At 60.1% G+C, this 23,257-nt stretch carries 21 protein-coding genes; 7 read left to right on the top strand and 14 right to left on the bottom strand.

Going from position 1 to position 23,257, the window contains the following annotated elements; translation table 11 throughout:
* Positions 1-118 precede the first annotated feature (118 nt).
* Entirely contained in the window at positions 119-1,621 is a 1,503-nt protein-coding gene (locus tag AACY30_RS19875; RefSeq protein ID WP_339470373.1) for a M10 family metallopeptidase C-terminal domain-containing protein, read from the top strand.
* Positions 1,622-1,630: 9 nt separating this feature from the next.
* Here AACY30_RS19875 and AACY30_RS19870 read toward each other — a convergent pair whose 3' ends face one another.
* Positions 1,631-2,827: an MFS transporter gene (locus tag AACY30_RS19870; protein ID WP_339540990.1), complete on the bottom strand. Its 1,197-nt coding sequence runs from the start codon at positions 2,825-2,827 to the stop codon at positions 1,631-1,633.
* Positions 2,828-3,002: 175 nt separating this feature from the next.
* On the opposite strand from AACY30_RS19870, the gene AACY30_RS19865 reads away from it, so the two are divergent.
* The gene (locus tag AACY30_RS19865) at positions 3,003-3,617 is read left to right on the top strand and encodes a DUF5666 domain-containing protein (RefSeq protein ID WP_339436670.1); all 615 of its coding nucleotides are present in this window, start codon (positions 3,003-3,005) and stop codon (positions 3,615-3,617) included.
* Positions 3,618-3,742: 125 nt separating this feature from the next.
* The gene (locus AACY30_RS19860; protein WP_339540989.1) at positions 3,743-5,110 is read left to right on the top strand and encodes a hypothetical protein; all 1,368 of its coding nucleotides are present in this window, start codon (positions 3,743-3,745) and stop codon (positions 5,108-5,110) included.
* 39 nt (positions 5,111-5,149) lie between these two features.
* Here AACY30_RS19860 and AACY30_RS19855 read toward each other — a convergent pair whose 3' ends face one another.
* From AACY30_RS19855 to gcl, 8 genes are all read right to left on the bottom strand, one after another.
* Positions 5,150-6,154, bottom strand: coding sequence for a sulfate ABC transporter substrate-binding protein (locus tag AACY30_RS19855; RefSeq protein WP_339414700.1), 1,005 nt, complete (start codon positions 6,152-6,154; stop codon positions 5,150-5,152).
* A gap of 105 nt (positions 6,155-6,259) precedes the next feature.
* Positions 6,260-7,084 carry an ion transporter gene (locus tag AACY30_RS19850; protein ID WP_339470370.1) on the bottom strand — a complete coding sequence of 275 codons (825 nt, stop codon included), beginning with the start codon at positions 7,082-7,084 and terminating at the stop codon, positions 6,260-6,262.
* A 31-nt stretch (positions 7,085-7,115) separates the two neighbouring features.
* Complete coding sequence (locus AACY30_RS19845; protein ID WP_339540988.1) at positions 7,116-7,991, bottom strand: urea transporter; 876 nt, start codon at positions 7,989-7,991, stop codon at positions 7,116-7,118.
* A gap of 40 nt (positions 7,992-8,031) precedes the next feature.
* On the bottom strand, positions 8,032-9,447 hold the full coding sequence (gene pyk, locus AACY30_RS19840) for a pyruvate kinase (RefSeq protein ID WP_339470368.1): 1,416 nt from the start codon (positions 9,445-9,447) through the stop codon (positions 8,032-8,034).
* Positions 9,437-10,717 carry a glycerate kinase type-2 family protein gene (locus AACY30_RS19835; protein ID WP_339470367.1) on the bottom strand — a complete coding sequence of 427 codons (1,281 nt, stop codon included), beginning with the start codon at positions 10,715-10,717 and terminating at the stop codon, positions 9,437-9,439. The genes pyk and AACY30_RS19835 overlap by 11 nt, the downstream gene beginning before the upstream one ends.
* Before the next feature lie 84 nt (positions 10,718-10,801).
* A complete protein-coding gene (locus AACY30_RS19830) occupies positions 10,802-11,692 on the bottom strand; it encodes a 2-hydroxy-3-oxopropionate reductase (RefSeq protein ID WP_339470366.1) in 891 nt (296 codons plus the stop codon).
* Positions 11,693-11,864: 172 nt separating this feature from the next.
* Positions 11,865-12,647, bottom strand: a complete 783-nt coding sequence (gene hyi, locus AACY30_RS19825) for a hydroxypyruvate isomerase (protein ID WP_339470364.1) — start codon at positions 12,645-12,647, stop codon at positions 11,865-11,867.
* A gap of 10 nt (positions 12,648-12,657) precedes the next feature.
* Entirely contained in the window at positions 12,658-14,433 is a 1,776-nt protein-coding gene (gene gcl, locus AACY30_RS19820) for a glyoxylate carboligase (protein WP_339470363.1), read from the bottom strand.
* 267 nt (positions 14,434-14,700) lie between these two features.
* On the opposite strand from gcl, the gene AACY30_RS19815 reads away from it, so the two are divergent.
* Positions 14,701-15,141, top strand: a complete 441-nt coding sequence (locus tag AACY30_RS19815; RefSeq protein ID WP_339427792.1) for a GlcG/HbpS family heme-binding protein — start codon at positions 14,701-14,703, stop codon at positions 15,139-15,141.
* 132 nt (positions 15,142-15,273) lie between these two features.
* Here the strand turns inward: AACY30_RS19815 and AACY30_RS19810 are convergent, their stop codons facing one another.
* Together AACY30_RS19810 and AACY30_RS19805 are read right to left on the bottom strand one after the other, a co-directional pair.
* Positions 15,274-15,732, bottom strand: a complete 459-nt coding sequence (locus tag AACY30_RS19810) for an REP-associated tyrosine transposase (protein WP_339470361.1) — start codon at positions 15,730-15,732, stop codon at positions 15,274-15,276.
* 221 nt (positions 15,733-15,953) lie between these two features.
* A complete protein-coding gene (locus tag AACY30_RS19805; protein WP_339414691.1) occupies positions 15,954-16,559 on the bottom strand; it encodes a TetR/AcrR family transcriptional regulator in 606 nt (201 codons plus the stop codon).
* A gap of 134 nt (positions 16,560-16,693) precedes the next feature.
* Here AACY30_RS19805 and AACY30_RS19800 point away from each other — a divergent pair, with 134 nt between their 5' ends.
* Positions 16,694-17,608, top strand: coding sequence for a DUF808 domain-containing protein (locus AACY30_RS19800; RefSeq protein WP_339540987.1), 915 nt, complete (start codon positions 16,694-16,696; stop codon positions 17,606-17,608).
* Between the two features lie 55 nt (positions 17,609-17,663).
* Here AACY30_RS19800 and AACY30_RS19795 read toward each other — a convergent pair whose 3' ends face one another.
* Positions 17,664-18,452, bottom strand: coding sequence for an MlaA family lipoprotein (locus AACY30_RS19795; protein WP_339470359.1), 789 nt, complete (start codon positions 18,450-18,452; stop codon positions 17,664-17,666).
* Positions 18,445-19,743: a serine/threonine protein kinase gene (locus AACY30_RS19790; RefSeq protein ID WP_339470358.1), complete on the bottom strand. Its 1,299-nt coding sequence runs from the start codon at positions 19,741-19,743 to the stop codon at positions 18,445-18,447. Before AACY30_RS19790 ends, AACY30_RS19795 begins: the two co-directional genes overlap by 8 nt.
* A gap of 235 nt (positions 19,744-19,978) precedes the next feature.
* Here AACY30_RS19790 and AACY30_RS19785 point away from each other — a divergent pair, with 235 nt between their 5' ends.
* On the top strand, positions 19,979-20,347 hold the full coding sequence (locus AACY30_RS19785; protein WP_339470357.1) for a hypothetical protein: 369 nt from the start codon (positions 19,979-19,981) through the stop codon (positions 20,345-20,347).
* Between the two features lie 112 nt (positions 20,348-20,459).
* Here the strand turns inward: AACY30_RS19785 and AACY30_RS19780 are convergent, their stop codons facing one another.
* Complete coding sequence (locus tag AACY30_RS19780) at positions 20,460-22,013, bottom strand: glycoside hydrolase family 17 protein (RefSeq protein WP_339470356.1); 1,554 nt, start codon at positions 22,011-22,013, stop codon at positions 20,460-20,462.
* A 331-nt stretch (positions 22,014-22,344) separates the two neighbouring features.
* Here AACY30_RS19780 and AACY30_RS19775 point away from each other — a divergent pair, with 331 nt between their 5' ends.
* On the top strand, positions 22,345-23,196 hold the full coding sequence (locus tag AACY30_RS19775; protein WP_339470354.1) for a glycine betaine ABC transporter substrate-binding protein: 852 nt from the start codon (positions 22,345-22,347) through the stop codon (positions 23,194-23,196).
* The last annotated feature ends 61 nt before the right edge of the window (positions 23,197-23,257 follow it).

Raw genomic sequence — 23,257 nt, 5'->3', positions numbered from 1 at the left:
GCGGTTAGAATCAAAACTGCGTTGGTATCAGATTTTTCAACGTGCGAATTTACCTCTGGAGTGGTTGGCCGACGATCCGTTGACCGGCCCTATTTATTCAAACCAAAGGCGCCGCACAATGAATAATTATGAACTGCGTAGAGTTATTCCTCTTCACAACCTGCCGGTATCGGACCCCGGCCCGTTTGGTGCGGGGGCTGGAAGCAAGCCGTCTTACGCCACGGACCAGGCAGCCAAACACATCACGCGGGACAACCTGCGATTTCATGACCGTAATGGCGACTCGAAGGTCGACGTGAATTACACGGTGGACAACAGTTTCACTAAACCACAGCAGCAACGCGTCCGCCAGGCGGTGCAGTCCTGGCAGGACGTAGCCAATATTAATTTTCGTGAGCAGTCAGGCAACTCGGACGGCACGCTCAATATCCGCAATAACCCTCGCGGTGATCGCGGGGTTGCCACATTTCCCGGTCGCTCCACTTCCAACACATCTGCCACGATCGGCACGCTTAGAGAGAGCGGGTCACCGGCATTGGGCAGTCACTTTTCGGTCACTGCGATCCATGAGGTGGGCCACGCCATTGGCCTGCACCATCCGGGGAACTACAACGGTGGTGGCTCCAATTACCAGAACGGCGCGGTCTACGCCGAGGACACAAAGGCGCGCACGGTGATGAGTTATTGGTCGGAGAAGAATCAGAAGGGGCACGACTTCAAGGGGCAGAACCCCTCTGCGCCGATGATGGACGATATCGCGGCGGCGCAACGCTTGTACGGGGCCAACCACCAAGCCCGTAACACCGACACCACCTATGGCTTCAATTCCAATACCGAGCGGGAGGCGATGAGTCTCAATAGGGCCACGGACAAACCCGTGTTCTGTGTCTGGGACGGTGGTGGTGTCGACACGCTGGATTTCTCCGGTTTTTCCCAGGACCAGAACATCAACCTGAATGCCGAATCGTTTTCTGACATAGGTGGGTTGAAGGGCAATGTGTCCATTGCCAAGGGCTGCACGATTGAACACGCGATTGGCGGCTCTGGCGGGGACACGATATCGGGGAATGAAGCCGGTAATCGGCTCAAGGGGGGTGGGAAGGGCGACACCCTGAGAGGCGGTGGCGGCGCAGACACCTTTGTCTACGACAAGGCCGGCGACTCCACGCCATCCGACCCAGACATGATCGAGGACTTCACCAGCGGCACCGATAAGATCGACGTTTCGGGCGCCATGAAGGACGCGGGTGTGGGGGGGCTGGTTTTTACTGACCGGTTCACCGGGCGAGCGGGTGAGGCGATGCTCAAGCATGACCCCAGTACGGGCCTCTCAAGCCTGGCTATTGACCTGAAAGGCACGGGCAACGCGGACCTGGTAGTCAAGAGCAAAGGGGAGATCAAGTCAGGCGACGTGCAGGGGGGCGGCGAGACACCTAAAGTCCAGCCTTTACCTACGCCGACGCCTGCCCCTGCACCCACCTCGTTGCAGGATAAGACACTGGAAGGCGCCTCAGGCTTGATCCAAATGTTTGCCATCACCCTGTTAGCGTTTTTCGCGCAGTTGATAAGCCTGATAAGGTCGCCGTCCGGCCAGGCATCCGCGGGGAAAAACCAGCCTTAAATCCGTCACTCAAGCGGTGGCGGCCGTGGCCTGACGCGAAGCGCTGAGGAACCGCAACAGCGCCAGCAGCGCAAACGCGCTGCCCACCAGCATCACGCCCAGCCAGCCGCCGTGTTCATACACGCTGCTGGCAATCGCCGAGCCGAAGGCGCCGCCGATGAAGATGCTGGTCATGTACAGCGCGTTCAGTCGGGTGCGGCTGTTGGCGTCGAGGGCGTAGATGGCGCGTTGGCCAAGCACCATGTTCATCTGCACGCAGAAGTCCAGGACCACGCCGGTCACGGCCAGGCCGATGACGCTGTACAACGGATGTACGAAGGCTGGCAGGAAGCTCAGCGCGGCAAACAGCATGGCCAGCAACGAAGCACGGTGGGTATGGCCGGCGTCGGCCAGGCGACCTGCGATAGGCGCGGCGATGGCACCCAGGGCACCGACCAAGGCAAACAGCGCGATTTGACTTTGGCTCAGGCCGTGGTTGCGTGCCAGCTCCAGTGGGGCGGCGGTCCAGAACAGGCTGAAGGTGGCGAACATGCAGCCCTGGTAGAACGCCCGTTGGCGCAGTACCGGTTGCTGACGCAGCAAGGTGCCCAAAGAACCCAGCAATTGGCCATAGCTGGCGGAGTGATCCGGCTGACGTTTAGGAATGGTCAGCATCAGCACCACGCTGATAAATGCCATCAACGCGGCCGCCGCCATGAACATTGCGCGCCAGCCAAAGTGATCCGCGACCACGCTGGACACCGGTCGGGCCAGCAGGATACCCAGCAACAGGCCACCCATGATGCTGCCGACTACACGGCCACGGGACTCGGCGGGCGCCAGGTGCGCGGCCAGCGGGATCAGGATCTGCACCGACACCGAACTGAAGCCGATCAGCAGCGACACCAGCAAAAACAGGTTGGGTTGTTCGGTGTACGCTGCCCCCAGCAGGCTGGCGATAGCGAGCAGGGTAGTGGCGATCATCAGCTTGCGGTTTTCCAGCAGGTCGCCCAGGGGCACCAGGAAAAACAAGCCAAGGGCGTAGCCGATTTGCGTCAGCGATACGATCAGGCTGGCCATGGCAGGCGTGAGGCCGATGTCCGGCGCGATCAGTTCGATGATCGGTTGCGCGTAGTAGATGTTGGCGACGATGGCGCCGCAGCAAAACGCAAACAGCATCACCATGCTCCGGGTCATGGTGCTTGTAGCGTGGGAAGTAGCGTTCATGGTGTTCTCATAACAGCGAAGGAAGTGGAGCGAGCCTAAAGACAACACCGTAGCCTGGGTAGGCTGGTGGCAGTGATAACACTCATGCTCGGTAATGATGAGTGAATCGTTAACTTTCTGTGCGAAGGGGAATGATACATTCAGAAACAACCGCCGAAACAGGAAATCCATTGCGATGAAGATCACGTTGAACAAGATGCTCCTGGCTTCCACGCTGGCCGCCGCTATGGCCGTAGGGCTGGCCCAGGCTGCCGAGGCCCCGCGCGTGGGCGTGCGCGGCGCCATCACCGCCATAGACGGCGATACGATGCACGTCAAGGTCAACAGCGGCGAAGACGTCACGGTGCATTTGACACAGGCCACTCAGGTACGCGCCGTCACCCTGGCCAGGATCGACGAGATCAAGCCTGGCAGTTACATCGGTTCGGCGGCCATGCCCAATGCTGATGGCACGTTGACTGCGCTTGAAGTGCATGTGTTCCCACCGGCCATGGCCGGTACGGGCGACGGGCACCGCGCGTTTGATTTGAAAGAAGGCAGCAGCATGACCAACGGTACCGTTGGCGACTTGGTGGTCAGCAACGGCCGTACCCTGACCGTGAAGTACAAAGGCGGCGAGAAGAAGATCGTGGTGCCGGAGGGTGTGCCGATCGTCAACCTGGAAGCAGGCGATCGCAGCTTGCTCAAGGCGGGGGTGAAGGTGGTGTTGTTTGCGGCGCAGGGGGCGGATGGGACGGTCACTGCCCAGGCCATCTCGGCCGGCAAAGATGGCGTAACACCCCCTATGTAGTTGGCTTTTTCATATAGGCTGGTTCCGACGCAGTTACAGGACTTGTCTGGCAAGGCCGCAGGGGCTGCCTGTCGTAGATTCGACGCATGCACGCTCGCAGGCTGAATCAAGACAGGAACCTCACTATGCGGATTATCCAGATGTTGATGCTTTGCCTGCTCATACCGGTCATCACAGTCGCCGCTGAAAAACAGCTCGAAACGATCACTCACACGGTTTACGTCGAGCGGATGGCCGCGGCTACCGCATCCGCCTGGCCGAGGCTGGCGACAATGGAGCGCCTGAAAGGCCAGACCGGATTTTATGCCCAAGCGCAGATTCTGGTGTACGACGGCGTTTCGGCCTGGTTGATCGATGCAAACGGTTATCGGGCGATTGCGGCGGGACCTGTACACGCGCTTGGTTTTTCGTCGGATTACAAATCCTTCAAGGAACTGCTGTGGGAAGGGCAACCCACCGTCTATATGGGCCTGGGTCAAACCTTGCCGGAGGTTGAAGCGCGCAACATACTCAACAACCCCGGCGCAGTACCAGCATTGTTTGCACTGGCAACCCATGAAGCCTTTCATTTCTTTGGCCAGGCCGGTTGGCAATTGATTTCGGGCTCGCGCGCCGGGCGCTATCCTCTTCAGGCCCAGCCCAGGCAGTACCGGCAACACGTGATCAACGCCTTACATGCGTCGCTGCAAGGTGATCCCCAGGCGTTGGGCAAGGCGCGCTATTGGCATGACCGTTGGCAGACCGAGTTTGCCCTGGAGGCTCAGGAAATTCGCTACTACGACATTCTCGAAGGCACCGCCGAATACATAGAAGGGCTTGCTCGGACTTTTGCGAGTGTTGCTGCAGATGAGCCTGAGGCCTGGGCGCAAGGCGTGATGGCACGCTTCCCGAGCGCTGCAGCCTTGTCTCTGGATGGCGAAAGCTACGCGTTGGGCGCATTGGCCATTTATATCCTGGACCGTCTGGACGCCAATGGGTGGCAGTCAATCATCGAGGGGCAAACTCCCGTCCAACGTTTGCTGGCGAACGTGAGGCAGAGCGTCGATGTGCCGGATGCAGCGCTGAATCGACGGATCGCCGAGGAGATTAGCGAGCGCAATCGGCACCTGGCGCAGGTCATTGATCCTGTCATTGCACAGTTGAAGCACCCCGACACGGTACGCCTCATGGTCCCCATGAGCGCTGTGGCCGGGTCTATCAGCATGAGCGGCAGCTATCAGGTTGAAGAGGCGCCCGACGAGATGCTCGTGGATTTCTCGGCACAGTTCTCACCATCAAAAGGTCGTGTCACGTTTGATCGTGCCACGGTAGCACTGGCCGTCAGCGAGGCCTGCGGTGAGAAGAGTGGCTTTGTGGTGGTGCCCATCGCCGCGAGTGAGTTCCCAAATGGTCCGTCCGGGCGACTGCGGTTGAAGGGGGCTGGGTTTGAAGTCGATGCGCCGTTTCCCAGGAAGGGTACAGGCAGTGAGGGTGTGTGGTGTATCCCTGCATAAAGCAAAAGCCCCTGAAATCAGGGGCTTTTGAGCCAGGGCTTATTGACCGGAATATATCTGGTCAAACACCCCACCATCATTAAAGTGAGTCTTCTGCACGGTGCGCCAGTCACCAAAGGTCTTCTCCACCGACAGGAAGTCAACTGTCGGGAAGCGGTCGGTGTATTTGGCCAGCACTTTCGGATCACGTGGGCGCAGGTAATTGTTCGCCGCGATTTCCTGGCCCTCCGGCGACCACAGGTACTTCAAGTAGTCTTCGGCAGCCACGCGGGTGCCTTTCTTCTCGACCACCTTGTCGACCACCGACACCGGCGGCTCAGCTTCGGCAGAGACGCTTGGGTAGATCACTTCGAACTGATCACGACCGAATTCACGGGCGATCATTTCAGCTTCGTTCTCGAAGGTCACCAGCACGTCGCCGATCTGGTTGGTCATGAAGGTCGTGGTAGCAGCACGGCCCCCGGTGTCCAGCACAGGCGCCTGTTTGAACAGTTTGCCGACGAAGGCCTTGGCCTTCTCTTCATCACCGCCGTTTTTCAGCACATAACCCCAGGCCGACAGATAGGTGTAGCGGCCGTTACCCGATGTTTTCGGGTTGGGCACGATCACTTGCACGCCGTCCTTGAGCAGATCCGGCCAGTCTTTCAGGGCTTTCGGGTTGCCTTTGCGCACGATGAATACAGTGGCGGAGGTGAACGGTGCGCTGTTGTTCGGCAGGCGGGTGACCCAGTTGTCCGGCACCCATTTGCCGTTGTCTGCCAGGGCGTTGATGTCGGTGGCCATGTTCATGGTGATTACGTCAGCCGGCAGGCCGTCGATGACCGAGCGCGCTTGTTTGCTGGAACCGCCGAAGGACATCTGCAGGGTCAGCTTGTCGTTTGGGTGCTCGGCTTCCCAATGTTTCTGAAAGGCGGCGTTGTAGTCCTTGTAGAAATCGCGCATCACGTCGTAGGAGACGTTGAGCAGTGTGACCGGGGCAGCCTGTGCGGCGCCCGCCAGGACAAGACCGGCGGCCAGAAGAGAGGCGCTAACGAGTTTTTTCACTGCTCATTCCTTGTTGTTCGAGAAGGTTGCTGTGTGCGTGAGGGCATTTTGCAAGTGACTATAGCTGGCGTCGCATAGACGTTTAAAGATTAAAACGCACTTTACTTATTCCACTTTACGAAAAAGATGACTCCCACACCGCGAGCAGAACGCGGCGTTGGGCTCATGGCTGTCTTTCTTGCACACCGGGCAGTCGGTCTGCAGCTGTTCGCCGCGCATGGCACTCGCCAGTTCGGCGGTGAAAATACCGGTAGGCACGGCGATGATCGAATAACCGGTGATCATCACCAGCGACGAAATCACCTGGCCCAGCGGCGTCGTCGGCACGATATCGCCAAAGCCCACGGTGGTCAGCGTCACGATGGCCCAGTAGATACCCTTGGGAATGCTGGTAAAGCCGTGTTCCGGACCTTCGATCACATACATCAAGGTGCCGAATACCGTGACCAGCGTGCACACGCTCACCAGGAACACCACGATCTTCTGCTTGCTGCCGCGCAGCGCCGCCATCAAGTAATTGGCCTGCTTGAGGTACGGGCTGAGCTTGAACACGCGGAAAATCCGCAGCATCCGGATGATGCGGATGATCAGCAGGTACTGCGCGTCGCTGTAATACAGCGCGAGGATGCCGGGCACGATGGCCAGCAGGTCCACCAGCCCATAAAAGCTGAAGGCATAGCGCAACGGTTTGGGCGAGCAATACAGCCGCAGCCCGTACTCGATCAGGAAGATGAGGGTAAACCCCCACTCGATATAGGCCAGCACGTCAGCGTAGTTCTGGTGGATCTGGTCGATGCTGTCGAGCATCACGATCACCAGGCTGGCGAGGATGACCAGCAGCAGAATGCCGTCAAAAAGCCGCCCGGCCTTGGTGTCACTTTGAAAAATTATGACGTAGAGCCGTTGGCGCCAATCGTTGTTGCTGTCCATAAATCCCGCCTGAAACTGATATTGGGCAAGCCTAGGGTGATTCGAAGGGACTGTCCATGCGGGGTTTGCGCAGCACGCGACTGCCTGCGCGCACCAGCCAGCAAGCAAGGATGAAGGGCGCGGTCAATGTGGGCAGGTGCAGGGCAGCAAAGCCCGGCGTGAGGAGGATCGCCAGCACGATGCCGAGCAGCGGCAGCCAGGGTTGGCGGCGCACTTGGCTCAGCGCCAGCGCTGCCAACGCAGGGTTGTAGCTGTGCAGGCTGAGGAGGGCGTTGGCGTGTTCGCCCAGCCAAAGCGCAATCAGCACGCCGACACTGGCGCCAATCAAGGCCCACACGGCGGCGCGGCGGTTGGCCAGCCACAGGCCCAGCGCAATCAGGCCTCCTGCGATGGGTTGGTCCAGCAGCATGATTTGGGCGAGCCCGATAAAAGGTGCCGTGAGGATGTTCAATGTGTCGGGTTCGCTCAGGGTAAACGTACTCTCCTGGACCGTGCCCAATAGCAGCCAACCCAGTACCACAAAAGGCGCGGTATATGCGGGCAAGTCATCGGGCTGGCTGGCGCGCTTCAACCATTGCCGGGTCAGGATCGCACTCAAGCCACCGCACGCCAGGATCAGCGGCGGCAACAAGGCCGACGAGGCGAAGTCATGGCTGATCAACACGCCCAGCAACACGCCGTTGTAGCTATAAAGGCCGGCCTGGCGCTCAGCCTTGGGATAGCCGCGGCGCTGAGCCGTGAGTAATCCCGCCACACCACCCAGCAACGCCCCGCCGAACAAGGCCGGCGCGCCGATCAGGATGGCCAGCAGGCACAGCAGGCCACACAGCGGCTGGCGCTGCAGGAAGATCTGGCTGAAACCGTTGAGCAGGGCTTCGGCCCAGTCTGGGCAGGTTTGGTTGTGCATTTGGTTAAGTCAGTTAGACCGAGTTGCCCCCTTACAGACGCTAAATCAACATCTCTATACGCAACGAGTTCGTCGACCCCGGCTGCCCAAACGGCACCCCCGCCGTAATCACCAAGGTATCTCCGCGCTGCGCCATGCCCTGCGCCTGGGCAATCTCCAGCGCCGTGGAACACACCTCATCCACTTGGCGCAGCCGATCATTCACCACCGAATGCACGCCCCACGCCACGCTCAACCGCCGCGCCGTGGACAGGTTCGGCGTGAGGTTGAGGATCGGCGCCACCGGCCGTTCCCGCGCCGCGCGCAAGCTGGAGCTGCCGGACTCGCTGTAGTTCACCAGCACCGCCACCGGCAGGATGCTGCTGATGCGGCGGATCGCGCAACTGATGGCGTCCGACACCGTGGCATCCGCCTTGGGCCGGCTGACATCCAGTTGGGTTTGGTAGTCCGGGCCGTTTTCCACTTGGCGGATGATCTTACTCATCATCTGCACGGCGTCCAGCGGGTACTCGCCGGACGCGGTTTCGGCCGACAGCATTACGGCGTCCGCCCCTTCGGCTACGGCATTGGCGACGTCCGTTACCTCGGCACGGGTTGGCGCCGGGGAGAAGCGCATGGATTCAAGCATCTGTGTGGCCACCACCACCGGTTTACCCAGTTGGCGGCAGGTGCTGATGATGTCTTTCTGGATCTGCGGCACGCTTTCTGCCGGCACCTCCACGCCGAGGTCGCCTCTGGCCACCATGATCGCGTCGCTGAGTTCGGCGATCTCCCTCAAGCGTTGCACGGCGGACGGCTTCTCGATCTTCGCCATCAGAAAGGCCTTGTCGCCGATCAACTCGCGGGCTTCGCGGATGTCTTCCGGGCGTTGCACGAATGACAGCGCCACCCAGTCCACGCCCAGCTCCAGGCCGAAGCTCAAATCGCACCGATCCTTGGCGGTCAGTGGGCTGAGCTCCAACAAGGCTTGTGGGACGTTGACACCTTTACGATCAGACAATTCGCCGCCATTCAGCACTGTGGTGTCGATGGCGTCGGTATGTTTGGTGATCACCCGCAGACGCAGCTTGCCGTCGTCCAGCAGCAGGTCCATGCCCGGTTCCAGCGCCGCGATGATTTCCGGGTGGGGCAGGTTGACCCGGCACTGATCACCCGGCGTCGGGTCCAGGTCCAGGCGCAAGGCCTGGCCGCGCACTAGTTGCACCTTGCCCTCGGCAAAACGCCCGACCCGCAGCTTCGGCCCTTGCAGGTCCATGAGGATGCCCAGCGGGTAATTCAACTGGCGTTCGACTTGGCGAATCCACTGGAAGCGCTGGGCGTGGTCGGCGTGATCGCCGTGGCTGAAATTGAGCCGGAAGATATTCACCCCGGCTTCCACCAGCTCGCGGATGTCATCGATACCGTCGGTGGCCGGGCCCAGGGTGGCGAGGATTTTGACCTTCTTGTCAGGCGTCATGGTTGGCAGTCTCAAGAATCAGGATGGCGCGCAAGTCGTTGACGTTGGTGCGCGTCGGCTCAGTGATGATTAAACCGTCGAGGGCGGCGAAGTAGCCGTAGCCATTGTTGTTGTCCAGCTCGTCGCTGGCTGACAGGCCGAGGGCTTCGGCGCGGGCATAGCTGCACGGGGTCATCAGGGCGCCGGCGTTGTCTTCAGAACCGTCAATGCCATCGGTGTCACCCGCCAAGGCGTACACACCGGGCAGGCCTTTGAGGTTGTCGGTAAGACTCAACAGGAATTCCGCGTTGCGCCCGCCACGGCCATTGCCGCGCACGGTGACGGTGGTTTCGCCGCCGGACAGGATCACGCACGGCGCTGCCAGTGGCTGGCCGTGCTGCACGATCTGCCGGGCGATACCGGCGTGCACCTTGGCCACGTCCCGCGCTTCGCCTTCGAGGTCGCCAAGGATCAACGGGCTGAAACCGGCTTGGCGGACTTTCACCGCGACCGCTTCGAGTGATTGCTGCGGGCGTGCGATCAACTGGAAATGGCTGCGGGCGAGCACCGGGTCACCGGGCTTGACGGTTTCCGAGGCTGGGTTCTGCAACCAACTGCGCACCGAGGCCGGGGCGTCGATGTTGTAGCGCTTGAGGATTGTCAGGGCTTGCTGCGACGTGCTGGGGTCACCGACCGTGGGGCCGGAGGCGATCACCGTGGCCTGGTCACCCGGCACATCGGAAATCGCGTAGGTGTAGACCGTCGCGGGCCATGCCGCTTTCGCCAGTCGGCCGCCCTTGATGGCCGAGAGGTGCTTGCGCACGCAGTTCATCTCGCCAATGGTCGCGCCGGATTTGAGCAGGGCTTTGTTGATGGCCTGCTTGTCGGCCAGGGTGATGCCTTCGGCGGGCAGGGCCAGCAACGCCGAGCCGCCGCCGGACAGCAGGAAGATCACGTGGTCGTCTTCGGACAGGTTGCTGATCAATTCAAGCACGCGCTTGGCTACCGCCAGACCGGCCGCATCGGGCACAGGGTGGGCGGCTTCGACCACTTCGATGTTCTTGCACGGCGCGCCGTGACCGTAGCGGGTGACCACAAGGCCGGTGACTTCGCCCTGCCAGCAGTTCTCGACCACGAGGGCCATGGCGGCGGCAGCCTTGCCGGCGCCGATCACGATCACACGGCCGCTGCGGTCGGTGGGCAGGTAGGGTTCAAGGACGTGCCGAGGGTGGGCGGCGTCGATAGCTGTGGCGAACAGCTGGCGAAGCAGGTGTTGCGGATCGACCGACATAAGCGGGCTCCCGGGGGATTCTTGTTATTAGAGTTTCAGCAAATTCGAGCATTGGAACGCGATCAAATGTGGGAGCGATGTGGGTTATTTATCGCGAATCGAAAAATTCGCCATATGCTCCAGGCCCTTGATCAGCGCCGAATGGTCCCAGTTACCGCCGCCAATCGCAGCGCAGGTACTGAACACCTGCTGCGTGCCAGCCGTGTTCGGCAGGTTGATCCCCAACTCCTTGGCACCGGCCAGCGCCAGGTTGAGGTCCTTCTGGTGCAGATTGATGCGGAAGCCCGGATCAAAGGTGCCCTTGATCATGCGTTCGCCATGCACTTCAAGGATCTTCGATGACGCAAAGCCACCCATCAGCGCTTCACGCACTTTGGCCGGGTCGGCGCCGTTCTTGGCGGCGAACAGCAGCGCTTCGGCCACCGCCTGGATGTTCAGCGCGACGATGATCTGGTTGGCGACCTTGGCGGTCTGTCCATCGCCATTGCCACCCACCAGGGTGATGTTCTTGCCCATGGCCTGGAACAACGGCAAGGCGCGTTCGAAGGTCTGTGGCTCGCCACCGATCATGATGCTCAGGGTGCCGGCCTTGGCGCCGACTTCACCACCGGACACCGGCGCGTCGAGGTACTGCGCGCCAGTTGCGTTGATCTTGGACGCGAAAGCCTTGGTCGCCGTGGGAGAGATCGAACTCATGTCGATCACCACCTTGTTGGGCGACAGGCCTGCGGCCACGCCGTCGGCGCGGAACAGTACGTCGTCGACCTGCGGGGTATCGGGCACCATCACGATGATGAACTCGGCTTCCTGCGCCACTTGCTGAGGGTTGGCCAGGGCCACGGCGCCGGCGTCGACGAGTGCTTGCGCAGCCTTGCCGTGGTGCTCGGACAGGAACAGTTGATGACCTGCTTTTTGCAGGTTGGCGGCCATGGGTTGGCCCATGATGCCGGTGCCGATAAATCCGATTTTAGCCATGAGAAAATCCTCTTGTTATTCGATAGGCAGGCCCAGCTCGGTCTGCCAAGCACCGAAGATCTACTGTGGGAGCTGGCTTGCCTGCGATGGCGATCGTTCAGTTACAGACTGATTGCCTGATACGCCGCTATCGCAGGCAAGCCAGCTCCCACATTGTTTAGTTTTGTGTCTGTTAGATCGCGTTGTGGGTCTTCAGCCAGCCCAAGCCCGCCTCGGTGGTGGTCAACGGCTTGTACTCACAGCCAACCCACCCCTGGTACCCAATCCGATCCAAATGTTCGAACAGAAAGCGGTAGTTGATCTCCCCAGTCCCCGGCTCATTGCGCCCAGGGTTGTCCGCCAGCTGGATGTGGTTGATCTCACCCAGGTACGCGGCCATGGTGCGGGCCAGGTCGCCTTCCATGATTTGCATGTGGTAGATGTCGTATTGCAGGAACAGGTTGGCGCTGCCCACTTGCTCGCGAATCGACAGGGCCTGCGCCGTGTTGTTCAGGTAGAAACCCGGTATGTCGCGGGTGTTGATCGCTTCCATCACCAGCTTGATGCCCACCGCTTGCAGCTTGTCGGCGGCGTACTTGAGGTTGGCGACAAAGGTTTTTTCCAGGGTTTCATCATCCACGCCTTGTGGCCGAATGCCCGCCAGGCAGTTGATCTGGGTATTGCCCAGCACCTCGGCATAGGCGATGGCCAGCTTGACGCCCGCACGGAACTCCTCGACCCGGTCCGGGTGGCACGCCAGGCCGCGTTCGCCCTTGGCCCAGTCGCCGGCCGGCAGGTTGAACAGCACTTGGGCCAGGTTATGGGCGTCGAGTTGCGCCTTGATTTCAGCGGAGCTGAATTCGTAGGGGAACAGGTACTCGACACCTTCGAAGCCAGCATCGGCGGCCGCTTTAAAGCGAGCAAGGAAGTCCTGTTCGGTAAACAGCATGGACAGGTTGGCGGCGAAACGCGGCATAAGGTTCTCCTTAATCGAGCAGGGAAATGGCAGTCGGCGCATCATTGCCGACCAGTGCCAGATCTTCGAATTCGTTAACGGCGTTGATCTCGGTGCCCATGGAAATATTGGTCACGCGCTCCAGAATAATCTCAACGATGACCGGGACCTTGAATTCTTCGATCATTTGCTCGGCGCGGCGCAAAGCAGGCGCGATCTGGCTTGGCTCGAACACACGCAGTGCCTTGCAACCCAGGCCTTCGGCGACGGCCACGTGGTCCACGCCATAACCGTTGAGCTGTGGCGCGTTGAGGTTGTCGAAGGACAACTGCACGCAGTAGTCCATTTCAAACCCGCGCTGGGCCTGGCGGATCAGGCCCAGGTAGGAGTTGTTCACTACCACGTGGATGTACGGCAGCTTGAACTGCGCGCCCACGGCTAGTTCTTCGATCATGAACTGGAAGTCGTAGTCGCCGGACAGCGCCACCACTTTGCGCGTCGGGTCAGCCTTGACCACGCCGAGCGCCGCCGGAATGGTCCAGCCCAACGGGCCGGCCTGGCCGCAGTTGATCCAGTGGCGTGGCTTGTACACATGCAGGAATTGCGCGCCGGCAATCTGCGACAGGCCGATGGTGCTCACGTAGCACGTGTCTTTGCCGAACACCTGGTTCATCTCTTCGTACACCCGTTGCGGCTTGACCGGCACGTTGTCGAAGTGGGTCTTTCGGTGCAGGGTGGCTTTGCGCTGCTGGCAGTCATTCAACCAGGCGCTGCGATCCTTGAGCTTGCCGGCGGCTTTCCACTCGCGGGCCACTTCAATGAACATCGTCAGTGCCGAGCCAGCGTCGGAAACGATGCCCAGGTCTGGGGTGAACACGCGGCCAATCTGCGTCGGCTCAATGTCGACGTGAATGAATGTGCGGCCTTCGGTGTAGACCTCCACCGAACCGGTGTGGCGGTTGGCCCAACGGTTACCGATGCCCAGCACCACGTCCGATTTGAGCAGCGTCGCGTTGCCATAGCGGTGGGAGGTTTGCAGGCCGACCATGCCGACCATCTGCGGGTGATCGTCCGGGAGGGTGCCCCAGCCCATCAGCGTCGGGATCACAGGGATACCCGTCAACTCAGCAAATTCAACAAGCAGCTCGCTGGCGTCGGCATTGATCACGCCGCCACCGCTGACCAGCAGTGGGCGTTCGGCCTGGTCCAGCAAGGCCAGGGCTTTTTCGACCTGGATGCGGGTTGCCCGTGGCTTGGCCAGTGGCAACGGTTGGTAGGCATCGATATCGAATTCGATCTCGGCCATCTGCACGTCGAACGGCAGGTCGATCAGCACCGGGCCTGGGCGGCCGGAGCGCATTTCGTAGAAGGCTTTCTGGAACGCGTAGGGCACTTGGCCGGGCTCCATCACCATGGTCGCCCATTTGGTCACTGGCTTGACGATGCTGGTGATGTCGACGGCCTGGAAATCTTCCTTGTGCATACGGGCGCGGGGTGCTTGGCCGGTGATGCACAGGATCGGGATCGAGTCAGCCCAGGCGCTGTAGAGGCCGGTGACCATGTCCGTGCCCGCCGGGCCCGAGGTGCCGATGCACACGCCGATATTGCCGGCCTTGGTGCGGGTGTACCCCTCCGCCATGTGCGAGGCGCCTTCAACGTGGCGAGCAAGGACGTGATCGATGCCACCCACCTTCTGCAAGGCCGAGTACAGCGGATTGATCGCGGCGCCTGGGATGCCGAAGGCGGTGTCCACGCCTTCACGGCGCATCACCAGAACGGCGGCTTCGATTGCTCTCATTTTGCTCATGGTTTTGGTGCCTCTTGCTTTTTGTAATTGTATACAAGTGGTTTCTGCTTGAAGTGTATTCACGGCCGACTGCGCAGGTCAATGCATTTTATTTTCTGGCCTGTCTGTGCGTCGGATAGCCTTAAAAGCAAGTTTTATCGACGAATGGCGAATTTGTTTGAAAATATTGTATACAGAAATTCATGTCATTGTGTTCTATTTGTTTGGTCGAGCATCTGATCTCTCAGACCTCCACCGCTTTCCCAATAACAAAAGAAGGACGGCACCATGAGCGCTTTAACCTTGAAACTCGCCACCCAACTGGCCAGCCAGGCCCTCAGCGCAGGGCGCACGATTGTGGCGGCGCCCCTGACCATCGCAGTACTCGACAGCGGCGGCCATCTGGTCACTTTGCAACGCGAAGACGGCGCCAGCCTGCTGCGCCCGCAGATCGCCATCGGCAAAGCCTGGGGCGCGATTGCCCTGGGCAAGGGCTCACGGCTGCTGGCGCTGGATGCGCAACAACGGCCAGCGTTTATCGCGGCATTGAACAGCCTGGGGCAAGGCAGCGTGGTGCCGGCGCCGGGGGGTGTGTTGATTCGAAGTCAGGAAGGCATAGTGCTGGGGGCGATCGGGATCAGCGGGGATACATCGGATATTGATGAGCAGTGTGCGATTACGGCGATTGAGGGGGTGGGTTTGATGGCGGATGCGGGGGTGTCTGCTTAAATATTGGGTAATCTGTCGGCCTCATCGCGGGCAAGCCCGCTCCCACACTGAAGGGTGTTTGGCACAGATTGTTTGAACACCATCGAACCCTGTGGGCGGGCTTTCCCGCGATGCGGGCGACTCGGTATCAAGTCAAAGCCAAATGGCATCCCACAGCGGGTAGTCCCCGAACTTCTTCACTAGACCCGCTCGCAGAGGGTTGGCCACGATGTAGTGGGCTATGCCTTCAAGGCTTTCTTCACGGCGCAGGGCATGGTCGTGAAAACCGGGTTGCCAGAGGCGACCTTGGCGGCCAGCAACCGCATTTACGACACGCGTGCTTTTGGACTTTACTTGGCGCATCACGTCGGCAAGGGAGCCCTTTTCCAGCGAGATAAGCCAGTGGAAATGATCAGGCATGACGACCCAGGCCAGGGATGTCGCCAGACCTTGGTTTTGAGCAATTCTGAATTGTTGAACCACCAACCGACCAAGCTTGAAGTCCCGGAAAATGGGTTCGCGATCGAGGGTGTTACTGGTTAGTAGGTAGATACGGTTGGGTTCGTCATAACGACCAATGCGCAGACGCTTTGAAGCGGGGAGATCAGGCATTCCATGGCCTCTCTTCAGTGGGGGTTCTGAGAGGCTAGACCCAGGTGGCTGATGCTGAATGGCAGGCTTTTGGCAGGATGTGTCTGGGAGGCCGCTATCGCGGGCAAGTCGAATCGTCGCGCCGCCGCTCCCACAGTGGTTTTGCGGTGTTCATACATTATGTGTACGCCGCAGAGTAGTGTGGGAGCTGGCTTGCCTGCGATCGGCCCCCCCCCGGTCTCTCAGTCCAACTCACACCCCTTCAACACCAACCGAATAATCGTCAACGCCGCCGCCTCATAATCGGCCTCATCCAACTTGGCCTTCCCGGTCACCGCCGAGATCTGCCAGTCAAAATCCGCATACGTCTGCGTCGCCGCCCAGATGCTGAACATCAAGTGATGGGGGTCGATCGCCGCGATCAGGCCACGATCCACCCAGCTCTGGAGGCACGCGATATTGTGCTTGGCCTGGGCGTTGAGCTGTTCGACCTGATCAGCGCTCAAGTGCGGCGCGCCGTGCATGATTTCGCTGGCGAAGACCTTCGAGGCAAATGGCAGGTCGCGGGAAATGCGGATCTTCGAACGGATGTAGTTGCTCAGCACCACCGAAGGCTCGCCTTCCGGATTGAACGGCGTGGAAGCCGCCAGGATCGGCTCGATAATGCTTTCGAGCACCTCGCGGTAGAGGTTGTCCTTGGACTTGAAGTAGTAATACACGTTGGGCTTGGGCAGCCCGGCCTTGGCGGCGATGTCGCTGGTTTTGGTCGCGGCGAAGCCTTTGTCGGCAAACTCCTCGCTGGCCGCCCGCAGGATCTTTTCTTTGTTGCGCTCGCGAATGGTGCTCATAAACCAGAGGTTTCCTTGCCAGTACAGGCGGTTGCGCATGGTAGCACCGGCCATCCGCGAGCCTCAACAATGTGCCTGCAACGCTTTGCGCCGCGTTATGCTCGCGCCATCTCACTCTTACGGAAGTCCGATTCATGGCAGGAAGCAGCTTGTTGGTGTTGATCGACGATATCGCCGCCGTACTCGATGACGTTGCCCTGATGACAAAAATGGCGGCGAAGAAGACTGCCGGCGTGCTGGGTGACGACCTGGCACTCAACGCCCAGCAGGTCTCCGGGGTGCGGGCCGAGCGGGAAATCCCCGTGGTGTGGGCGGTGGCCAAGGGCTCGTTTATCAATAAATTGATCCTGGTGCCCACCGCACTATTGATCAGCGCATTTGCGCCTTGGGCGGTGACGCCTTTGTTGATGCTTGGCGGTGCCTACCTGTGTTTCGAAGGCTTTGAGAAGCTCGCGCACAAGTTCCTGCACAGTAAGGATGAAGATCAAGCTGAACACGCCCAGTTGGTCGAAGCTGTTGGCGACCCGGCGACCGACCTGGTGGCCTTTGAAAAGGACAAGATCAAGGGCGCAATCCGCACCGACTTCATCCTCTCCGCCGAAATCATCGCCATCACCCTTGGCACCGTGGCAGACGCCCCACTGATGCAGCAGGTGGTTGTGATGTCGGGCATTGCCATCGTCATGACGGTGGGCGTCTACGGGCTGGTGGCCGGCATCGTCAAGCTGGATGACCTGGGCCTGTGGCTCACCCAGAAACCTGGCCAGGTGGCGCGCAGTATCGGTGGTGTCATCCTGCGCGCAGCGCCTTACATGATGAAGAGCCTGTCGGTTATCGGCACGGCAGCAATGTTCCTGGTCGGTGGTGGGATTCTCACCCATGGTGTACCCGTGGTGCATCACGGGATCGAGACGCTCAGCCAGGGGGCAGGTAGCGTGGCCTGGTTGGTGCCGACGCTGCTGAATGGCGTGGCGGGGATTGTTGCGGGGGCGGTGGTGCTGGCGGTGGTCAGCGTAGTGGGTAAGCTCTGGAAAACCGCGAAGGCTTGATCCAATAGCAATAAAAAAGGCCATTCAATCGAATGGCCTTTTTTTATGGCGCTAATTACTCAGCAATCTGCAGCTTGCGCGATTCCGTATAGATGTACCGCACTTTCTCATACTCAAACGGGGAGTTCATCTGACCGTACCGGAAGCTGGTCTGATAACGCCTGTCCACCGCACGCAGTGCCCAGAGTTCCGGATGGTTGGAGCTGACTTCAGCCACATTGAGGAAGTTGATCTGGGTTTCGGCGGTGTAGTCGACCAGCAAACCACCGGTGTCGCGCAGGTTTGACGGGCCGAAGACCGGCAGTACCAGGTACGCGCCGCCAGGCACGCCGTAGAAGCCCAGGGTCTGGCCGAAGTCTTCGCTCTGGCGCGGCAGGCCCATGGCGGTAGCAGGGTCCCACAGGCCGGCGATGCCGAGGGTGGTGTTGACCAGCAGGCGCCCAGTGGTCTCCAGGGAGCGGTGGCCCTTGAGCTGCAGCAGGCTGTTTAACAGGTTCGGCACGTCGCCCAGGTTGTTGAAGAAGTTGCTCACGCCGGTGCGCAGGAAACTTGGGGTGACGTAGCGGTAACCGTCGACCACCGGCAGGAATACCCATTGGTCGAAGCGATAGTTGAAGTGGTACACGCGACGGTTCCACGCTTCCAGCGGGTCGTAGACGTTGAGCGCGGTGAGCGTTGATCGCTCGAATTCACGCTGGTCCAGGCCGGGGTTGAACTTGAGCTTGGTCAGCGGCTCCTTGAAGCCGTCTGAGTCAACCACGGTGGGTTCGTGAGCCTTGCTGTTGTCGGCATTGGCCACGCCTGCGCACATCAAGGCGGCAAGCAGCAGAAGATATTTAGCCACGGAAGAACTCCAGCATGGCGTCGGCGTTGACGCGGTAATTGAGGTTGCCGCAATGGCCGCCCAGCGGGTAGACGGTCAAGCGATCGCCGAAGGTTTCGCGCAGGAAACCGAGGTCGCCAGGGCCGAGGATCACGTCGTCGGCATTGTGCATGACGGCAATCTTCGGGTTGGTGTGCAGGTAGTCCTTGAGGGCGTACAGGCTGACCTGGTCGACCAGTTGCAACAGGCTGCCGCCGTCCGAGCGCGCGCGCCACATCGGGATGACTTGTTCTGTGAGGTAGCAATCGAAGTCGCATTGCAGCGCACGCTTGAGGAACGGCGTAAGGCTGGTGCCTTCGGTGATCGGGTATTTCGGCGGGATGATCAGGCCGCGGCGGTTGATCAGGTCCGAGGTAAAGGCAATGTCGGCCGCCGAGAAGCGGAACGAGGTGCCGATCAGCATGGCCATCTGTTCGTTGGTCAGGTGCTGCTTGGAGTTCTGGAAGTCGTAGAGCAGGGCGTCATTCAGATCGAGGTAGCCCTTTTGCTGGAAGTAGCGGGTCAGCTTGTTCAACACCAACTCATAGAAAGTGGTGGAGTTGTTGATGCCCTTGACCTCGGTCTGTACCAGCTTGTCGAGGTTGGTGATCGACGTGTAGAGGTTGACTGGCGGGTTCAACAGCAAGACTTTCTTGAAGTTGAAGCTGCGGCGGGTCTCGTCGAGTTTGCTGACAAACGCCGCATCCAGTGCGCCGAGGCTGTAGCCGGTGAGGTAGAAGTCGGTGACCGGCAGCGAAGCGTTTTGTGCCCGTACGGCCTGCATCACCCGGTACATATCTTCGGCGTCTTCCTGGGTGATCCCCGGCGTGGCGAAGCGCGAGGCGGCGCTGATGAAGTCGAAGCTGGTCGGCGACGACAGTTGCACCACGTGGTAGCCGGCTTGGTAATACAGTTTTTTCAGGTATTCGTTGATGCTGCTGTCAAAACGCGCACCGGTGCCCGCGATCAGAAAGATCAACGGCGCGGCGCGATCCTGCTTGGCGATGCGGTAGGTGAGTTTCTTCACCGCCCAGAAGTTGTCCGGCAGGCTGAACTCGCGCTCGGGGCGCATGTTCAGGGTGTAGTCGGACTGGTTGATCTCGTCATCGCTCGGCAATTTCGGCCGAAGGTCAGGCGGGGTAGTGGCGATGGTCGCCTCGAACGGATTCGTCAAAGGGTAGCCATAGGTGGCCTGATCGATGTCGACGGCCAGTGCTGACGCACTCAAAAAAAGGCTGCCCAGCAAGGCAGCACAGCGCAAGGAACGGAGCATGACTTAATCCCTAGGAGGAAACGTGCTTAATAAAGTTCGCAGGCTATGACCACCGCGTTGCCACCGAAGTGCCAGCTCTCGGCACGAAAAGTCGGAAAATAACGTCGGAATCGGGGTAATAGTAGCGAGAAGATACACTTTGCCGCCCATTGGTGAACAGTTATCTGCGCGTATACCTTGCTAACGGCCGTCGGAGCATTAAGCTGAGCGCCGTTTTTGCCTATCGGAGTACCTCATGTCTCATCGTTTGCCGCTGATTTTGCTGCTTATTGCCTTGCCGTTATGGCTGGCCGCCAGTTATGGCGCGCGTTACGGCTTTATGGAAGATGGCCGGTGGGTTGGCATCTGCGCCGATGAAGCCAGCCGCTGGGAGTGTCAGCTGCGTTCGAACCTGGGGTTGATGATTCACTTCAAGGTACTCGGCTGGGCGGCGTTGGTTACGTCGGTACTGGCGTTTTTCGTGCCGGGTCGTGCGGGATGGGGGTTTGCAGTGCTGGGGATGGTGTTCGGTTTGCCGGCGCTGGCGTTGTACAACACGGCGTTTGCGGTGTTTGCGGTGGTGATTGCGGGGTTGCGTTTGGTCAGGAAGCCTCGGGCTGCTTGATAGAGCCTCTTCGCGAGCAAGCCCCACACACATTCGACCGCATTCCAAGGGATGTACTCGGTCAAATATGCGAGCGGCGGTTCTACGCTTCGACTTGCTCGCGAAAGCGCTGTTAAGCCTTACGCACCCGCAAGCAACGCCACAAAGCCACAACCATGAGCAGGCTGGCCACCGCCCAACCCCAAGCCTGCTGGTTCAACAACCCTTCACGGTACAACTGCGGCGCAATGCCGGCACCGATGATAAAAGCCAGCAGCGCGATCTCCCGACGCGGCCCCGTCACCGGACGTACCAGGTACACCAGAGCAGGCAGCACCAGCGCCGCACTCGGGAAGCTGCGATAACGCGGGTCAAACACCAACGCCAACATCATCACTGCGCCGGCAAACCCGGCAATCGCCACCAGCCAGCCTGCACGCTGCTCCAGCCAGTTGAACGCCCGCTCACGCCAGCCTTCGCGCGCGCTCAAAGCCAGCGCGGCGTGCGCCAGCACCGACAGGTTCAACACCATCAGCAAACCTGCCCACACCCATTCATCACTGAAGCGTGCGGTCACCCGGCTCAGCTCAGCCCAGGTGCCGATGGAGCAGGCGGCGACTGCACCCAGCAGCGGCAGGGCAATGGCGGCGCGCGTGCTGCGTACACGCCCACCCAGCGCCAAGGTGCCCAGCAGGATAATCCCACCCACTCCCAGCCACAGTGACCAGTACGGCACATTGGTCACCGGCCCGGCGAGGATACCCTTGTCCTGGCGATCAGCATCGAACAGGCCCCAGTAACCCCCCACGGCGCCTTCGCTGGCGCGCTTCCAGGGCTGGTCAAACGCTTCGATCAGGTTGTAACGCCAGCCATTGGCCTCAGCCATGGCCACAAAGCCGCGCATGAACTTGGCTTCGTTGACCCGGCTTGGCACCGCGGTTTCGCGCTGGCGGCCTTCACTGGGCCAGCCGGTTTCACCGATCAGGATGTCCTTGGGCGCAAACTTGTTGCCAAAGGTCTGGCGCACATCGCCCACGTGCTTGAGGGCCTGGTCGATGCCGGAGGGGTCATCTTCCCAGTACGGCAACAGGTGAATCGTCAGGAAATCCACCGCCGGAGCTATTTCCGGGTGTTGCAGCCAGAACTCCCACACATCCGCATAAGTCACCGGCTGCTTGACCTGGCTTTTGACTTTATGGATCAGCTTTACCAGTTGCGTGGCGGTGACTTCCTTGCGCAGCAGGGCTTCGTTGCCGACGATCACCGACGTCACGACATCCGGGCTGGCGTTGGCCGAGGCGATCAACTGGTCGATTTCCTTTTCGGTCGCCACCGGATCGCTGCTGACCCAGGCGCCGGCCATCACCTTCAGCCCATGCTTGCGCGCCATGTCCGGCAAGGCTTCCAGGCCGGTCATGGAGTAGGTGCGAATGCATTCAAAGCGGGTGGCCAGCAGGGCCAGGTCGGCGTCCATGCGTTCCGGGCGCAGTTTGAACGGCTGGTCAAACGGCGATTGGTCTTTGTCGAACGGCGTGTACGACGCGCACTGTATCTTGTGCGTGGCACTGGCGACATCGGGTAACACCACGGGCCGGCCGAGGCCATACCAGTAACCGATCAGGGCCAACAGGCCGAGGAGCAAGGCGAAGAAATAGGGCAGGGCAGGGAAGCGGGCATTCGCGGGCATGGTCAGCTTATCTGGAAGAGCAAAGGCGCGCATCTTACCCGGATTTGGCGCGTGCCAGTGGGGCAGCACAATTTTGACATGCAAAGTTCGGGCGGGATTTTGGCGTCAAGCTCTACAAACTGTCCTGCTGGCGATGTGATGTCGTTTCCTGCTTGTACAAGGTCGCTGACAGAGCAGGTTCCAAGTCCAGTCAGGTCGATGATCGAGGGGTCAGCACTCCACTGACGGCGCAGCAGCCGGATCGATGCGCATGAAGGGGGTGCGGTCACCACAGAACAACAGGTTGACGTCGCTCGGCATCCGCTGGGCGCAGCACTTTCGGGGAAGCACAATGAAGATGCGACGACTCTTGGGCGCAGCTGCCACTTTGGCAGTTGCGATGAGCTGCACACTGGCCAGCGCCGACAGCAAAACCCTGAGCATCGGCTACGTAGATGGCTGGTCTGACAGCGTTGCCACCACCCACGTGGCGGCAGAGGTGATCAAGCAAAAGCTCGGCTATGACGTGAAACTGCAAGCGGTCGCCACCGGGATCATGTGGCAGGCTGTTGCCACCGGTAAGCTCGACGCCATGCTTTCTGCCTGGCTACCGGTCACCCACGGTGAGTATTGGGCCAAGAACAAGGGCAAGGTGGTCGACTACGGCCCCAACTTCAAGGACGCTAAGATCGGCTTGATCGTGCCGGAGTACGTCAAGGCCAAGTCCATCGAAGACCTCAAGACTGACACCACCTTCAACAACAAAATCGTCGGCATTGACGCAGGTTCAGGTGTGATGCTCAAGACCGACGAAGCCATCAAGCAATATGGCCTCGACTATAAGCTACAAGCCAGTTCGGGCGCGGCGATGATCGCCGAGCTGGCCCGTGCCGAAGACAAGCAGGAATCCATTGTGGTTACCGGTTGGGTGCCACACTGGATGTTCGCCAAGTGGAAACTGCGTTTCCTGGACGATCCAAAAGGGATTTATGGTGCTGCTGAAACCGTCAACAGCATCGGCAGCAAGGGCCTGGAGAAGAAAGCGCCGCAAGTCGCAGCCTTCCTGAAGAAATTCCAGTGGGCTTCCAAGGACGAAATCGGCGAAGTCATGCTGGCAATACAAGACGGTGCCAAGCCTGATGTGGCGGCCAAGGATTGGGTCGCCAAGCACCCTGAGCGTGTCGCCGAGTGGGTTGGTAAATAAAACCCGAAGTGTCTAGATAGCACCTTGCAGGCCCGTCTGGCGTTGTCGTCAGGCGGGCTTT

Origin of the sequence: Pseudomonas sp. RA_5y_Pfl1_P24 (assembly GCF_963970945.1) — a bacterium.
GTDB lineage: Bacteria > Pseudomonadota > Gammaproteobacteria > Pseudomonadales > Pseudomonadaceae > Aquipseudomonas > Aquipseudomonas tritici.
The sequence above is the reverse complement of the archived record's forward strand: the minus strand, read 5'-3'. Positions and strand labels throughout refer to the sequence as shown.

Bases quoted from the DNA above. Each gene is read 5' to 3' on its own strand.
- AACY30_RS19875 (WP_339470373.1), top strand. From the start codon at position 119: ATGAATAATTATGAACTGCGTAGAGTTATTCCTCTTCACAACCTGCCG.
- AACY30_RS19870 (WP_339540990.1), bottom strand. From the start codon at position 2,827: ATGAACGCTACTTCCCACGCTACAAGCACCATGACCCGGAGCATGGTG.
- AACY30_RS19865 (WP_339436670.1), top strand. From the start codon at position 3,003: ATGAAGATCACGTTGAACAAGATGCTCCTGGCTTCCACGCTGGCCGCC.
- AACY30_RS19860 (WP_339540989.1), top strand. From the start codon at position 3,743: ATGCGGATTATCCAGATGTTGATGCTTTGCCTGCTCATACCGGTCATC.
- AACY30_RS19850 (WP_339470370.1), bottom strand. From the start codon at position 7,084: ATGGACAGCAACAACGATTGGCGCCAACGGCTCTACGTCATAATTTTT.
- AACY30_RS19845 (WP_339540988.1), bottom strand. From the start codon at position 7,991: ATGCACAACCAAACCTGCCCAGACTGGGCCGAAGCCCTGCTCAACGGT.
- pyk (WP_339470368.1), bottom strand. From the start codon at position 9,447: ATGACGCCTGACAAGAAGGTCAAAATCCTCGCCACCCTGGGCCCGGCC.
- AACY30_RS19835 (WP_339470367.1), bottom strand. From the start codon at position 10,717: ATGTCGGTCGATCCGCAACACCTGCTTCGCCAGCTGTTCGCCACAGCT.
- AACY30_RS19830 (WP_339470366.1), bottom strand. From the start codon at position 11,692: ATGGCTAAAATCGGATTTATCGGCACCGGCATCATGGGCCAACCCATG.
- hyi (WP_339470364.1), bottom strand. From the start codon at position 12,647: ATGCCGCGTTTCGCCGCCAACCTGTCCATGCTGTTTACCGAACAGGAC.
- gcl (WP_339470363.1), bottom strand. From the start codon at position 14,433: ATGAGCAAAATGAGAGCAATCGAAGCCGCCGTTCTGGTGATGCGCCGT.
- AACY30_RS19815 (WP_339427792.1), top strand. From the start codon at position 14,701: ATGAGCGCTTTAACCTTGAAACTCGCCACCCAACTGGCCAGCCAGGCC.
- AACY30_RS19810 (WP_339470361.1), bottom strand. From the start codon at position 15,732: ATGCCTGATCTCCCCGCTTCAAAGCGTCTGCGCATTGGTCGTTATGAC.
- AACY30_RS19805 (WP_339414691.1), bottom strand. From the start codon at position 16,559: ATGAGCACCATTCGCGAGCGCAACAAAGAAAAGATCCTGCGGGCGGCC.
- AACY30_RS19800 (WP_339540987.1), top strand. From the start codon at position 16,694: ATGGCAGGAAGCAGCTTGTTGGTGTTGATCGACGATATCGCCGCCGTA.
- AACY30_RS19790 (WP_339470358.1), bottom strand. From the start codon at position 19,743: ATGCTCCGTTCCTTGCGCTGTGCTGCCTTGCTGGGCAGCCTTTTTTTG.
- AACY30_RS19785 (WP_339470357.1), top strand. From the start codon at position 19,979: ATGTCTCATCGTTTGCCGCTGATTTTGCTGCTTATTGCCTTGCCGTTA.
- AACY30_RS19780 (WP_339470356.1), bottom strand. From the start codon at position 22,013: ATGCCCGCGAATGCCCGCTTCCCTGCCCTGCCCTATTTCTTCGCCTTG.
- AACY30_RS19775 (WP_339470354.1), top strand. From the start codon at position 22,345: ATGAAGATGCGACGACTCTTGGGCGCAGCTGCCACTTTGGCAGTTGCG.